The organism is Rhodopseudomonas julia (assembly GCF_030813515.1).
Classification (GTDB): domain Bacteria; phylum Pseudomonadota; class Alphaproteobacteria; order Rhizobiales; family Afifellaceae; genus Afifella; species Afifella julia.
This window is the reverse complement of the sequence record NZ_JAUSUK010000001.1, coordinates 881532-894739: the sequence shown is the minus strand read 5'-3', so window position 1 is coordinate 894739 and position 13208 is coordinate 881532. Positions and strand designations below refer to the sequence as shown.

Below are 13208 nucleotides of genomic sequence, written 5' to 3'. Positions count from 1 at the left end.
AGCGAGCCCCGCAATCTTTAGGAGGTCATGTGACGCGGCTGGCGCGGCGTCGACCAGGCGGGGCCGAGATCGGCAAGCCGCGCTTCGCAGCATTCGACCTTGAGCTTGATGGCCGCATCGCCGGCAAAGACGAGGCTCACCTCGCCGGCCGGAGCTGCGGTCGGAGCGAACTGCACGGCAAGCAGCGACAGGACGCGTTCGCCATCGTCACGGTCGATGCCGAAGCTCTTCGCCTCTTCGACGCGTTCGAAATGCAGGACGGAGCGCCGCCGTTCGAAGAGCCGCGAAAAGGCCCGTCGCTCGGGCGCCGCCTCCCAGGCGAAGCGATTCATCGGGAGGAGGATGCGCTTTTCGTGCGGCAGCCATTTGATGTCGCCGACCTTCACCACCGCATCCTGAACATGCGCGGAGATGATCTGCAGATCTTCCTCGTCCATTGCCATGAGACGCAGACGACCGCTCGAAGCCATGAACCCCTTCCCGATCTGACCTTATTGGCCGCTTCAGTTGTGACCGCGCCGATCCTGGAGAGCGGCAGACTTGCGCCTGCCGTCCCGTCATCGGAATGCCGGTCGAAAACTCCCTTTTAGGCTCTAGGGCCTCGCCGCGGTGAGGGCAAGGCGCGAACCGGTCCAGGATGCCTCAGGCGCGGACGCGTTCGATCTCGGCGCCGCAGGCGGAGAGCTTCTCTTCGAGGCGTTCAAAGCCGCGATCGAGATGGTAGACGCGGTTGACCGTCGTCTCGCCTTCCGCCGCAAGACCGCCGATGACGAGCGAGACGGAGGCACGGAGATCCGTCGCCATCACCTGCGCCCCGGTGAGCTTTTCCACGCCCCGGATGGTCGCCGTCTGTCCGTCGAGGCGGATATCGGCCCCGAGCCGCGACAATTCCTGCACATGCATGAAGCGATTTTCGAAGATCGTTTCGGTGATGTGGGAGGTTCCTTCCGCCCGCGCCATCAAGGCCATGAGCTGCGCCTGCAGGTCGGTCGGGAAGCCCGGGAAGGGCTGGGTGGTGACTTCCACGGCCTTGAGGGGGCCGCCATTGCGCGCCACGCGGATGCCTTCGTTGGTCTCCGCGATCTCGATACCGGCGTCGACGAGCGTGTCGAGTGCGGCACGCAGGAGGTCGGGACGCGCGCCGGTCAAGGTGACCTCGCCGCCGGTCGCCGCCACCGCCATGGCATAGGTGCCCGTTTCGATACGGTCGGGAAGCACCGAATGCTCGGCGGCGGAGAGCGACGACACGCCCTCGATGTGGATTTCGCGGGTGCCGGCGCCTTCGATCTGCGCGCCCATCTTCATGAGGCATTCGGCGAGATCGACGACTTCCGGCTCGCGTGCGGCGTTTTCGATGACGGTTTCGCCTTTGGCGAGAGCTGCCGCCATCATCACCGTATGCGTGGCGCCGACCGAGACGCGCGGAAAGATCACGCGTCCGCCGATGAGGCCCTTCGGGGCGCGCGCCTCAACATAGCCGCCTTCGACGGAAAGTTCCGCACCGAGCGCCTGCAGCCCGTGCAGATAGAAATCGACCGGGCGCGTGCCGATGGCGCAGCCGCCGGGCAGCGACACGCGCGCTTCGCCCATGCGGGCCAAGAGCGGGCCGATGACCCAGAACGAGGCGCGCATGCGCGACACGAGTTCATAAGGCGCCGTCGTGTCGACGATATCGCGGGCGGAGAGCTCGACCGTCTCGCCGGCCACGACCTCATGCACGGAGCGTTTGCCGCGCACCGTGTGATCGACGCCGTGATTGCCGAGAATGCGCTTCAGCAGGGATACGTCGGCAAGATTCGGCACGTTCTTGAGCGTCAGCGTCTCCCGGGTGAGGAGGCTTGCGATCATCAAGGGCAGGGTGGCGTTCTTCGCGCCTGAAATCGGGATCGTCCCGTTCAGGCGATTGCCGCCACGAATGCGAATACAATCCATCAATGCTCCTCTTGCGGCCTTTCGCCCGGGTTTGTCCCGCTTCGCCGCTTATGTCTCGTCGGAACCCGCGTCCGCAGATCGATCCGCCGCAGACCCGTCGCTTGCCGCGCGGGCCTTCTCCTTGCGTCGTTTCAGATTCGCCCTCAGCGCCTCGGCGAGCCTTTGCTCGCGCGCCTTGCGCGCCGCGTCTCGCGCGTCGTTCTTGTCCGGTTTTGCGCCCCGCATCGATCCTTCATAGACGAGCTGCCGCATGCAAGGAAGTCCAGTTGCAATCGGGCGAAAACGAGGCTCGGGCGGGGTGGACAGAGAGGATGCGGGCCTGCGTGTCCTTGTCGCAACAGGGGGCGTGCCAGACGCCTGTAACAGGGGCCGGCGACACCGATGCTGCAGAGACGGACCCGTTGAACCGGTGCTCGGAAGGCGGGGCAAGGGGCGTTGCCTCGGGTCGAAATCGCCCAGGCAGGGCTGCTGGCCTGTGTCGAGCTTGCCTCAAGCGCGAGATTGCGCGCCTCGGCAGTTGCATGGCGCGGGCGCTTGTGGCATGGACCGGGCGCCTGAGGAACGGTTGCGCCGGTCCGGGACGCCTTGCGGGCGCCTTTTGGACGGCACGGTCACCGCAAGCCGCAGTAGCTCAGTGGTAGAGCGCACCCTTGGTAAGGGTGAGGTCGGGAGTTCAATCCTCCCCTGCGGCACCATTTTTCGTGTTTCGGAAAAGAGATGACGGCTTGGCTCTGTGCCAGCGGCCGATGGACCGCCGGCATGTGTCCGACAAGAAATCCGCCTCGCGACGGCTATCCCAGCAATCCCTCGATCTTCTCCGCGAGCGCGAAATCCTTTTCGGTGAGGGAATCGGCGTCGTGGGTGCGCAGTGCCACGTCGAGTTTGCCGTATTTGACGGTGAGGTCCGGATGGTGGTCGACCGCCTCGGCGAAATAGCCGATGGCATTGGCGGAAAGCAGGCTTTCGGCGAAGTCTTTCCGCTTGTAGCTGCGGCAAAGATAGCCGTCTTCGACGCGCCATTCCGGCAGGCGGGTCTTGGCTTGTGCGGTGGCGTCGTGATCTGAGAAGCGGTGGGTTTCGGCCATGAACGGCTCCCTCGGCTGGCCGCGGGTGCCCTCAGCGTCCTATGCGCCAGGCGTCCCCTTGCGGCGGATGATCGTGGTGCCGGCGCGCGCCTTTTCCAATTCGAGCTTTTCCACCCGAAGCGCGACGATCTCGGCAAGTGGCTCTTCAAGGATCCGGGCGGCGATTTTCTCCGCCAGGGTCTCTACCAGGTCGAAATGCCCTTCGGCGACGATGGTTTCGATCGCATCCGTCAAGGCATCATAAGAGAGAACGTCTTCGAGCTTCACCGGTTCACCGGCAGGCGGTGCCGCGCGCGGCCGGGTCGCGACCGTCATGTCGAAGCGCACCTTTTGCGGCCCGTGCCGCTCGCGCTGATAGGCGCCGATGCGCACCGGCAGAACGTATTCCGACACGAAGACGATGTCGGCGCCTTCGTGCGCGGCAAGCCGCAACATGTCTTCGGCCTTGGACCACATCGTCACAGATCCTTAGGAGATTGCGGGAACGGCGGCTCCCGCCAGGCAGGTCTTTAACCGCCAAATTCTTGAAAAGCTCCACAGAACGCGCCCAAGCATGGCGCTGTGGACAAAGGTGGATGAGGAGGCCGCGACCAGGCTCATGCCTGCCGCTCCGGCAGCATGTCTTGAAGGCGCAGGAGAGCGATCTTTTCCACCTCGCGGCAGGCGGTGGCAAATTCCCTCTCCCGGTCATGGGCGAGGCGGTCTTCGAAGGCGGTGCGGATCTCGTCCTTATTGCGCCCCTTGACGGCCATGATGAAGGGGAAGCCGAATTTCTCCCGGTAGCGCCGGTTGAGATCGCGGAAATGCTCGCGTTCTCCGGCATCGAGCTGATCGAGCCCGGCGGAGGCCTGTTCGGCGGTGGAGGCATCGGTGAGGGCATGCGCCTCGGCGAGCTTTCCGGCGAGATCGGGATGGGCTTCGAGCACCGAGAGGCGTTTTTCTTCGCTGGCCGAACGGAAGGCGGCCGCCATCGCGCCGAAGAGGCCGCGCGCCGTGTCATGCGCCGGTCCGAGCTCGCTCTTATAGGTGCGCTTGGCGACCCAGGGCGAGCATTCGAAGACGCCTCCGAAGCGCATCATGAAGGCCTCGCGGCCCATCTGGCTCGGCCGCACGAAACCATGCGGCGGGTGGTGGATATGCCAGTGGCGGGCGATGTCGATGCGCCGCGCGATCCACACATCCTGAAGGCTTTCGATATAGCCGAGGAAGCGCTTGAGCGCGGCCAACCGGCCGGGCCGCCCGGCAAGCCGGCAATGCAGGCCGATCGACAGCATTTTGGGCTCTCCTGCGAGCCCTTCCGCGCGCAACGTGTCGAAGGCGTCCTTGAGATAGGTGAAGAAATCGGTGCCCGAGCCGAAACCTTGCGCGGCGACGAAGCGCATGTCGTTGGCTTCGAGCGTGTAGGGCACGATGAGATGCGGGCCCTTATCCCCCTCCACCCAATAGGGGAGGTCGTCGGCATAGGAATCGGAGGAATAGACGAAACCCCCTTCCTCCATCGCAAGCCTGGCCGAATGCTCCGAGGAACGGCCCGTATACCAGCCGAGCGGGCGTTCGCCGGTCGCGGCCCGATGCAGCGCGATCGCCTTTTCCATATGCGCGCGCTCGTCGGCGGCGGAAAAATCCTTGTAGTCGATCCATTTGTAGCCGTGCGAGGCGATCTCCCAATCGGCCTCCTGCATGGCGGCGACGGCTTCAGGATTGCGGGCGAGCGCGGTCGCGACGCCGAAGACGGTGACCGGCACCTGGCGTTGGCTGAACAGCCGCCACAGCCGCCAGAAGCCGGCGCGCGAGCCGTATTCGTAATGCGATTCCATGTTCATGTGGCGCTGGCCGGGCCAGGGCTGTGCGCCGACGATGTCGGAAAGGAAGGCTTCCGAGGCGTCGTCGCCATGAAGAAGCGCGTTTTCGCCGCCCTCTTCGTAATTGACCACGAACTGGACCGCGATCGCGGCCTCTTGAGGCCAGTTCGCCTTGGGTGGCGTGCGCCCGTAACCAAGAAGATCGCGAGGGTAACGGTTGGAACTGGTCATGATGTCAAATCCGTAGGCTCTTGCCTGAGATGGCCTGCCGTCGGCGAAGGGCTTGCCGCGCGGGCCTTTGCGTTTGCACCCCGGGGCGATGGCCCGTCAATCCGCTCGCGAGGGCTCTTGCGGCCAATCGCAGGTCAGATGCGGGATCAAGGCGCGCTTTTCGCTGTCCTGAAGCGCGCCTCACGAAGTCTGTGGCACGCGGACAGCGGGCGGCGTCGCGCGAGGGGGTTGTGCAAAGAATGGCTGTGGCGCACCTTTGGGCAGAGGGGCAGACAAGATCGCGCGGAGTGTGCATGAGCCAAGGCCGTTTGACCACGCATGTCCTGGATACGGCCACCGGCCGTCCCGCCTCGGGCCTCAGGATCGAGCTGTTCGATGCGGCGGGCGAAAGACTCCGCGAGATGCACACGAACGATGACGGGCGCTGCGGCGCGCCGCTTCTCGAAGGCGCCGATTTCAAGGCGGGGCGCTACGAGCTTCTCTTTCACGTGGGCGATTATTTTCGCGGGAGCGGCGTCGATCTGCCCGATCCGGCCTTTCTCGACGTGGTGCCGGTGCGCTTCGGCCTCGCCGATGAAGAGGCGCATTACCATGTGCCGCTTCTCGTCTCGCCCTATGGCTATTCCACCTATCGGGGGAGCTGATGGGCAAGGCGATCTGCTTTCTTCTCGGCGACGAGCCTCGCCGTGTCACGGATCGCCCGCCGACGGAGACGATCCTCGAATATCTGCGCCGGGAGGAGCGTCTGCCGGGCACCAAGGAAGGCTGCGCGGAGGGCGATTGCGGCGCCTGCACCGTGGTTCTGGGTGAACCGGACGAGACGGGCGGTATGGCCTATCGCAGCGTCAATTCCTGCATCCAGTTCCTGCCGTCGCTGCACGGTCGCCAGCTTCTCACCGTGGAACATCTGAAACGTGACGACGGCAGCCTCCATCCGGTGCAGCAGGCCATGGTCGAGCATCACGGCTCGCAATGCGGCTTCTGCACGCCGGGTTTCGTCATGCAACTCTATGCGGGCTTTCTGACCGGCGAGGCGGCAAGCCGCCAGGAGGTGAAGGACTGGATCGCCGGCAATCTCTGCCGCTGCACAGGGTATGGGCCGATCATCGATGCGGGCGTCACCGCGCTGAAGGATGGCGGTCATGGTCGCGGCACGGAACGGCCCGAGGCGGCGGAGACGGCTGCGAAACTCCGTGCGCTCGACAATGGCGCCATGCTGCGCATTTCGTATCGCGACGAGACGGGCCGCGAGCAGCGCTGGTTCACGCCGCGCTCCATCGACGAACTCGCCGTCACCTATTCCGGCTATCCCGAGGCCGTGCTGGTTGCGGGCGCGACCGATGTCGGGCTCTGGGTGACGAAGAAGCGGCGGTTTCTGCAGACGGTGATCGACGTCACCCGTGTCGAAGAGCTCCAGGAGATTTCCGATACGGCGGATGCGCTCTCGTTCGGCGCGGCCGTGTCGCATCGCCGGGCGGCGGAGCGGCTCGGAGTGCTCCATGCGGATCTCGGCGAGCTGATGCGTCGCTTCGCCTCCGTGCAGATCCGCAATACCGGCACGGTCGGCGGCAACATCGCCAACGGCTCGCCGATCGGCGATCTGCCGCCCGCGTTGATGGCGCTTGGGTGCCGTCTTTATCTGCGCCGGCGCGACGAAAGCCGCAACTTGCCGCTTGAAGACTTCTTCCTCGCCTATGGCCGCCAGGACCGCAGGCGCGGCGAATTCGTGGAAAAGCTGGTGATCGACAAGCTGCCGGAGAATGCACGCTTCGGCTGCTACAAGATATCCAAACGCTTCGATCAGGATATTTCCGCCGTGATGGGCGCCTTCCGTGTCGACCTCGACGACGAGAAGATCGTCGCGGCAAGGCTCGCCTTCGGCGGCATGGCGGCCACGCCCAAACGCGCGGCGAAGGCCGAGGCGGCCCTCATCGGCGAGCGTTTCGGCGACACCGCGTTTCAGAAGGCCGCCGCGGCCCTTGCGGAGGATTTCACGCCGCTTGACGATATGCGCGCCTCCGCCGCCTACCGGTTGAAAGTGGCGCAGAATTTGCTCCTCCGGTTTTCCATGGATCGAACCGGTGACGGAGAGCGCGTGCACAGCGTCCTGGAGCTTGCCTGATGGATGAAAACCTCATCCAGGATCGCGGCGTCGCCGGCACGGCGCGCCAGGCGAGGCCGCATGCGGCGGCGCGGCACGAGGGACAGGATGCGATTGCGGGCGGCGTTGCCCGGCCCGAGCCGCATGACAGCGGAGCCAGGCACGTCTCGGGCGAGGCCCGCTACATCGACGACATGGCCGAATTGCCGGGCACGTTGCACATCTATGTGGCGATGAGCGACTGCGCCCATGCCGAGATCAAGAAGGTGGATCTTGAAAAGGTGCGTGCCGCCCATGGCGTCGCCTGCGTGCTGACGGCCGCCGACATTCCGGGTGAAAACGATGCAAGCCCGGTCTTCGGCGACGATCCGGTCTTTGCCGACAAGATCGTCGAATATCACGGCCAGTCGATTTTTGCGGTCGCGGCCGAGACGCTGGCGCTGGCGCGTGCAGCGGCCGGCAGAGCGGAGATCGTCTACGAGGACCGCGACGCGGTGATCACGCTCGACGAGGCGCTCGAAGCCGGTGCGGATCTTCTGCCGCCGCACGAAATGCGGCTCGGCGATTGCGACGGCGTGCTCGCACAAGCTCCACACAGAGTTTCAGGCCGCGTGCGCGTCGGCGGCCAGGATCATTTCTATCTCGAAGGTCAGATCGCCTATGCGCTGCCGGGCGAGGATAGCGACATCACCGTGCATTCCTCCACCCAGCATCCGAGCGAAGTGCAGCACAACGTGGCGAAGGTGCTGGGTCTCTCCGACCATGCCGTGACGATCGAGGTCCGGCGCATGGGCGGCGGCTTCGGCGGCAAGGAAAGCCAGCCGGCGCTGTTTGCCGCGATCGCAGCACTTGTCGCAGCGAAGACCGGCAGGCCCGCCAAACTCCGCCTCGACCGCGACGACGACATGGTCATGACCGGCAAAAGGCACGATTTTCTCATCGATTACGAGGTGGGCTTCGACGGCGAGGGGCGCATTGCCGGCGCGGCCTTCGACCAGGCGATGCGCTGCGGCTATTCCGCGGATCTTTCAGGCGCGATTGCCGATCGGGCGATGTTTCACGCCGACAACGCCTATGCCTTGAACGCGGCGCGCATCCGCTCGCGGCGCATGAAGACGCATACGGTGTCGAACACCGCCTTTCGCGGTTTCGGCGGGCCGCAGGGCATGGTGGCGACGGAGCGTATGATCGAGAAGATCGCCTTCGCGCTCGGCAAGGACCCGCTCGATATCCGCAAGGCGAATTTCTATCCGGCGGCGGGGGGCGGCATCACGCCCTATCATATGGAGGTGACGGACAGTGTCATCGCCGAGATGGTTGAGGAGCTCGAAAAAAGCTCCGACTACCGCGCGCGGCGTGAGGCGGTTCGCGCCTTCAACGCCACGAGCCCGATGGTGAAGAAGGGGCTCGCTCTGACGCCGGTCAAATTCGGTATTTCCTTCACGACCCGGCATCTCAACCAGGCCGGCGCCCTCGTCCATGTCTACAAGGACGGCTCCGTCATGCTCAATCATGGCGGCACGGAGATGGGGCAGGGGCTCTTCGTCAAGGTCGCGCAGGTGGTGGCGGAGGAGTTCCAGATCGACCTTGCGAAGGTGAAGATCACTTCAACGCGCACCGACAAGGTGCCGAACACCTCGGCGACGGCGGCCTCCTCCGGCTCTGATGTCAATGGCATGGCGGCGCAGGCGGCGGCCCGCACCATCAAGGAGCGGCTGATCGCCTTTGCGGCCGAGGCGTACGGGGTGCCGCGCGAAAAAATCGTCTTTCGGCCGAACCGGGTTCAGATCGGCGACGAGGAGATGAGCTTCGCCGAACTCGTGGAAGAGGCCTATCTCGCCCGCATCTCGCTGTCGGCGACGGGCTTCTATGCAACGCCCGGCATCACCTATGACCGCGAGACGGCGACGGGCCACCCCTTCTTCTATTTCGCCTATGGCGCTGCCTGTTCGGAGGTCGCGATCGACACGTTGACCGGCGAGAACAAGGTCTTGCGCGTCGATATCCTTCATGAGGTCGGCCGCTCGCTCAATCCGGCCGTCGATATGGGCCAGATCGAAGGCGGCTTCATTCAAGGCATGGGCTGGTTGACGACGGAGGAGCTCTGCTGGAACGGCAAAGGCGAGCTCACCACGCATGCGCCCTCGACCTATAAGATCCCGACGGCGAACGATCGCCCGGACGATATGCGCATCAAGATCTGGGAGAAGGGCGAGAGCCAGGTGGAGACGATTTATCGCTCCAAGGCCGTCGGCGAGCCGCCCTTGATGCTGGCGATTTCCGTTTTCTCGGCACTCGCGGACGCGGTTTCGGCGGCCTCCGATTACAAGGTCTTCCCTGATCTCGACGCGCCGGCGACGCCTGAACGCATTCTCTTTGCCGTGGAAGATGTGCGCCGGCAGGCGGCGGGAGAGACGGCCGCATGAGCGGGCTCGGCCCCAAGATGCGCGCCGCGCTCGACGAAGGCCGGCCGGCGATCCTCGTCGAAGTCGACGAGGCGAAAGGTTCAACGCCGCGCGACGCGGGGGCGGCGATGCTGGTGACGGAGGCGGATTTCGCCGGCACGATCGGCGGCGGCGTTCTGGAATATGAGGCGCTCGCCGAAGCCCGCAGGATGCTGGCGGGCGAGCGGGGCTCCGAAGAGCGTGATGTTCCGCTCGGCCCCGATCTTGGCCAGTGCTGCGGCGGTCGCGTCGGTCTTTCCTTCCGGCGCGTCGACCGGCAGCTTGCTGCGGATATCGAGGCGCGTGAGGCGGCCGAGCGTGCATCCTGCCGGAGCGTCTTCGTGTTCGGGGCGGGCCATGTCGGCCGGGCGCTCGCTGCGGCGCTGGCACCGCTCCCTTTCCACACGACCATCGTCGATCCACGCGAGGAAATGCTTGCCGCATTGCCAGAAGGCGTGGAGACCTTCTGGACGGCGCTTCTGGAGGCCGTCATCGCCGAAGCGCCGGCGGGATCGGCCGCGGTCATCGCCACGCACAGCCATGCGCTCGATTTTGCCGTCGCCTATGCCGCACTGAAACGCGGCGATTTTGCCTATACCGGAATGATCGGATCGAAAACGAAACGGGCACAGTTCGAGCGCTGGGCTTGCGGGGAAGGCCTCGCGCGCGCCAATGTGGACCGGCTGATCCTGCCGATCGGAAGCAGAACCTTGAAGGACAAGAGGCCGCCTGTGATTGCCGCGCTCGTCGCGGCGGAGGTGACGGTCTGCTTGTTGGAAAAACGGCCATCCGTGCAGGCGGATGAGATAGCCACACGGACATGCAGGGAAAGACATGGCGACGGAAGGCACACCGCCACGGCTCGCGCTTGAAGGTATTACCAAGCGTTTTCCGGGCGTTCTCGCCAATGATGATGTGAGCTTCTCCGTCGCGCCGGGCGAGATCCACGCGCTCTTGGGGGAGAACGGGGCGGGCAAATCGACGCTCGTCAAGATCATCTACGGCGTCCTGCAGGCCGACGAAGGCCGGGTGCTGTGGGACGGCAAACCTGTTTCGATCGCCAACCCCAAGGCCGCGCGGCGCCTCGGCATCGGCATGGTCTTTCAGCATTTCTCGCTGTTCGAGGCGATGACGGTTCTGGAAAACATCGCCCTCGGCCTCGACCATTCCTTCAGCTGGCGCGAGTTGCAGCAGCGCGTCGGCGAGATCCTCAAGACCTATGATCTGCCGCTCGATCCGAACCGCGAAGTGCACACTCTGTCGGTGGGCGAGCGGCAGCGCATCGAGATCGTGCGCTCGCTCCTGCAATCGCCGAAACTTCTGATCATGGACGAGCCGACCTCGGTGTTGACGCCGCAGGAGGTGGAACGGCTTTTCGAGACCTTGCGCCGGCTGGCCGCGGAAGGCTGCTCGATCCTTTATATCTCCCACAAGCTCAACGAGATTCAGGCGCTCTGCGACACCGCCACGATCCTGCGGGGCGGGCAGGTCGTCGCCACCTGCGACCCGCGCGAGGAATCGGCGAGATCCATGGCCGAGATGATGATCGGCGCCTCGCTGCGCGACGTGAGCCGCAAGCCCGGCACCGACTTCGGCCCGGAAAGGCTGCGCGTCACGCATCTTTCTGCGCCGGGCGAGGGGCCCTTCGGCGTTCCCCTGAAAGACATCAATCTCTCGGTGCGCGCCGGCGAGGTCGTGGGGATCGCGGGCGTCGCCGGCAACGGCCAGAACGAATTGCTGGCGGCTCTCGTCGGCGAGATCGAGGGTGCGGAAAGCGGCAACATCTTTCTCGACGGGGTGCCCTCCATCGCCGCCCATGTCGGCGACAGGCGGCGCGACGGCATGTGCTCCGTGCCGGAAGAGCGCAACGGCCATGGCGCCGTTCCGGCCTGTTCACTCACCGACAATGCCGTGTTGACGGCGCGCCACCGCATGGAACTGGCGAGCCACGGCTTCATCCGCTATGGGGCGGCGGAGAAATACGCCGAACAGGTGATTGCGGCCTTCGACGTAAAGGCGACGGGGCCGCGCGCGCCGGCGGCGAGCCTGTCCGGCGGCAATCTGCAGAAATTCATCATGGGCCGCGAGATCCTGCAAAAGCCGGACGTCCTCATCGTCTCGCAGCCGACCTGGGGCGTCGATGCGGGCGCGGCGGCTGCCATCCACCAGGCGCTCGTCGATCTTGCCGCCGCCGGCTCGGCGATCCTCCTGATCAGCCAGGACCTCGACGAGCTTCTGGCGTTGTGCGATCGCATCGCCGTCATCAATGGCGGCGTCTTGTCGGACATGCTCAATGTGGAAGGGATTTCGATCGAAAGAGTGGGCCTGTTGATGGGCGGCATGCATGGCGAGGATGCCGCCGGGAGTGGCGGCGACGGCGGCGGGCCGCGCCATGGGCCCCGCGAGGAGCAAGTTCATGCGGCTTAGGCTGGAGCCGCGCCGCGAGGCGAGCCGGGCGATGCTCTACGGGACGCCGGTTCTCGCCGTCGCGCTCACTGTCCTTGCGGGTATCCTGATCTTTTCGCTCATGGGCTATGACGGGCTGGCGGCGATCTATCAGATCTTCGTCGCACCGATCGCCGATCCCTATCGCTGGCAGGACCTCTTCGTGAAGGCGGCGCCGCTCATCACCATCGCGCTCGGTCTTGCCATCGGCTTTCGGGCCAATGTCTGGAACATCGGCGCGGAGGGCCAGTATATCGTCGGCGCGCTCGCCGGCACGGGTGTGGCGCTCGCCACCTGGGACATGGAAGGCTACTGGATCCTGCCGGCGATGGTCGCGGCGGGGATTCTCGGCGGTCTCCTCTGGGCCGCGATCCCGGCATTTCTGAAGACGCGCTTCAACGTCAACGAGATCCTGACCAGCCTGATGCTGACCTATGTGGCGGTGCAGCTTCTCTATTATCTGATGCGCGGCCCCTGGCGCGATCCGGAAGGCTACGGCTTTCCGCAGACGCGCCTTTTCTCCGAATGGCAGACGCTGCCGACCGTCGTGCAGGGCACCCTCGTGCATCTCGGCGTCCCCGTCGCTTTCTTCCTGGCGATCGTCGTCTGGGTCGTCCTGTCGCGCACGGTGACGGGCTTTCAGGTGCGGGTCGTGGGCCTCGCCCCGCAGGCGGCGCGCTATGGCGGCTTTTCCGCCCGCGGCACGGTCTGGCTGACGCTTCTGACCTCCGGCGCCTTCGCCGGCCTTGCCGGCATTTTCGAAGCGGCGGGTCCGTTTCAGCAGATGACGCCGCAGTTTTCCGTCAATTACGGCTTCACCGCGATCATCGTCGCCTTTCTCGGGCGCCTGCATCCGCTCGGCATCGTGCTTGCGGGCATGGTCCTGGCCGTGTCCTATGTCGGCGGCGAGAACGCCCAGACGGCACTGGGGCTTCCCTATGCGGCGACCGGCATGTTTCAGGCGATGATGCTGTTCTTCCTGCTCGCGGTCGACATTCTCGTGCGCTACCGCCTGCGGGTGGTGATGCCCGCCGATCTCAGCCGCCCGGCTGAGGCGCGCCATCCGCACATAAGGCAGGCGGACGAAGGCGTTCGCACGTCATCCACTCCCCTCGACAAGCACAGAGAAAGCCTCAGCGCGTGACGACGGCGATCTTCATTTCGATCA

At 65.2% G+C, this 13208-nt stretch carries 12 protein-coding genes and 1 tRNA gene; 7 read left to right on the top strand and 6 right to left on the bottom strand.

Features of this window, described 5'->3' with window-relative positions:
* Positions 1-17: 17 nt before the first annotated feature.
* The 3 genes from J2R99_RS04180 to J2R99_RS04170 all read right to left on the bottom strand — a co-directional run bounded on the left by J2R99_RS04180 (position 18) and on the right by J2R99_RS04170 (position 2157).
* A complete protein-coding gene (locus J2R99_RS04180) occupies positions 18-470 on the bottom strand; it encodes a DUF2948 family protein (RefSeq protein ID WP_307153219.1) in 453 nt (150 codons plus the stop codon).
* A 172-nt stretch (positions 471-642) separates the two neighbouring features.
* Positions 643-1932, bottom strand: coding sequence for a UDP-N-acetylglucosamine 1-carboxyvinyltransferase (murA, locus tag J2R99_RS04175; RefSeq protein WP_307154135.1), 1290 nt, complete (start codon positions 1930-1932; stop codon positions 643-645).
* 48 nt (positions 1933-1980) lie between these two features.
* Positions 1981-2157, bottom strand: coding sequence for a hypothetical protein (locus J2R99_RS04170; RefSeq protein ID WP_307153218.1), 177 nt, complete (start codon positions 2155-2157; stop codon positions 1981-1983).
* Positions 2158-2552: 395 nt separating this feature from the next.
* Here J2R99_RS04170 and J2R99_RS04165 point away from each other — a divergent pair.
* Positions 2553-2627: transfer RNA gene (locus tag J2R99_RS04165), tRNA-Thr, on the top strand.
* Between the two features lie 96 nt (positions 2628-2723).
* On the opposite strand, the gene J2R99_RS04160 is transcribed toward J2R99_RS04165, so the two are convergent.
* The 3 genes from J2R99_RS04160 to puuE form a co-directional block, all read right to left on the bottom strand.
* Positions 2724-3017 (bottom strand): 4a-hydroxytetrahydrobiopterin dehydratase, encoded by a 294-nt coding sequence (locus J2R99_RS04160; RefSeq protein WP_307153217.1) that lies wholly within the window; start codon positions 3015-3017, stop codon positions 2724-2726.
* 39 nt (positions 3018-3056) lie between these two features.
* Positions 3057-3473 (bottom strand): dihydroneopterin aldolase, encoded by a 417-nt coding sequence (locus J2R99_RS04155; protein WP_307153216.1) that lies wholly within the window; start codon positions 3471-3473, stop codon positions 3057-3059.
* A 140-nt stretch (positions 3474-3613) separates the two neighbouring features.
* Positions 3614-5050, bottom strand: coding sequence for an allantoinase PuuE (puuE, locus tag J2R99_RS04150; protein WP_307153215.1), 1437 nt, complete (start codon positions 5048-5050; stop codon positions 3614-3616).
* A 293-nt stretch (positions 5051-5343) separates the two neighbouring features.
* On the opposite strand from puuE, the gene uraH reads away from it, so the two are divergent.
* Genes uraH through J2R99_RS04120 form a run of 6 tightly spaced genes read left to right on the top strand, consistent with a single transcriptional unit; the run spans position 5344 to position 13184 of the window.
* Entirely contained in the window at positions 5344-5694 is a 351-nt protein-coding gene (gene uraH / locus J2R99_RS04145; protein WP_307153214.1) for a hydroxyisourate hydrolase, read from the top strand.
* Positions 5694-7172 carry a xanthine dehydrogenase small subunit gene (xdhA, locus tag J2R99_RS04140; RefSeq protein WP_307153213.1) on the top strand — a complete coding sequence of 493 codons (1479 nt, stop codon included), beginning with the start codon at positions 5694-5696 and terminating at the stop codon, positions 7170-7172. The genes uraH and xdhA overlap by 1 nt, the downstream gene beginning before the upstream one ends.
* Complete coding sequence (gene xdhB, locus J2R99_RS04135) at positions 7172-9577, top strand: xanthine dehydrogenase molybdopterin binding subunit (protein WP_307153212.1); 2406 nt, start codon at positions 7172-7174, stop codon at positions 9575-9577. Before xdhA ends, xdhB begins: the two co-directional genes overlap by 1 nt.
* Positions 9574-10467 carry a xanthine dehydrogenase accessory protein XdhC gene (xdhC, locus tag J2R99_RS04130; RefSeq protein WP_307153211.1) on the top strand — a complete coding sequence of 298 codons (894 nt, stop codon included), beginning with the start codon at positions 9574-9576 and terminating at the stop codon, positions 10465-10467. Before xdhB ends, xdhC begins: the two co-directional genes overlap by 4 nt.
* Positions 10430-12022, top strand: coding sequence for an ABC transporter ATP-binding protein (locus J2R99_RS04125; RefSeq protein ID WP_307153210.1), 1593 nt, complete (start codon positions 10430-10432; stop codon positions 12020-12022). The genes xdhC and J2R99_RS04125 overlap by 38 nt, the downstream gene beginning before the upstream one ends.
* The gene (locus J2R99_RS04120; RefSeq protein WP_307153209.1) at positions 12012-13184 is read left to right on the top strand and encodes an ABC transporter permease; all 1173 of its coding nucleotides are present in this window, start codon (positions 12012-12014) and stop codon (positions 13182-13184) included. The genes J2R99_RS04125 and J2R99_RS04120 overlap by 11 nt, the downstream gene beginning before the upstream one ends.
* The last annotated feature ends 24 nt before the right edge of the window (positions 13185-13208 follow it).

Bases quoted from the DNA above. Each gene is read 5' to 3' on its own strand.
- J2R99_RS04180 (WP_307153219.1), bottom strand. From the start codon at position 470: ATGGCTTCGAGCGGTCGTCTGCGTCTCATGGCAATGGACGAGGAAGAT.
- murA (WP_307154135.1), bottom strand. From the start codon at position 1,932: ATGGATTGTATTCGCATTCGTGGCGGCAATCGCCTGAACGGGACGATC.
- J2R99_RS04170 (WP_307153218.1), bottom strand. From the start codon at position 2,157: ATGCGGGGCGCAAAACCGGACAAGAACGACGCGCGAGACGCGGCGCGC.
- J2R99_RS04160 (WP_307153217.1), bottom strand. From the start codon at position 3,017: ATGGCCGAAACCCACCGCTTCTCAGATCACGACGCCACCGCACAAGCC.
- J2R99_RS04155 (WP_307153216.1), bottom strand. From the start codon at position 3,473: ATGTGGTCCAAGGCCGAAGACATGTTGCGGCTTGCCGCGCACGAAGGC.
- puuE (WP_307153215.1), bottom strand. From the start codon at position 5,050: ATGACCAGTTCCAACCGTTACCCTCGCGATCTTCTTGGTTACGGGCGC.
- uraH (WP_307153214.1), top strand. From the start codon at position 5,344: ATGAGCCAAGGCCGTTTGACCACGCATGTCCTGGATACGGCCACCGGC.
- xdhA (WP_307153213.1), top strand. From the start codon at position 5,694: ATGGGCAAGGCGATCTGCTTTCTTCTCGGCGACGAGCCTCGCCGTGTC.
- xdhB (WP_307153212.1), top strand. From the start codon at position 7,172: ATGGATGAAAACCTCATCCAGGATCGCGGCGTCGCCGGCACGGCGCGC.
- xdhC (WP_307153211.1), top strand. From the start codon at position 9,574: ATGAGCGGGCTCGGCCCCAAGATGCGCGCCGCGCTCGACGAAGGCCGG.
- J2R99_RS04125 (WP_307153210.1), top strand. From the start codon at position 10,430: ATGGCGACGGAAGGCACACCGCCACGGCTCGCGCTTGAAGGTATTACC.
- J2R99_RS04120 (WP_307153209.1), top strand. From the start codon at position 12,012: ATGCGGCTTAGGCTGGAGCCGCGCCGCGAGGCGAGCCGGGCGATGCTC.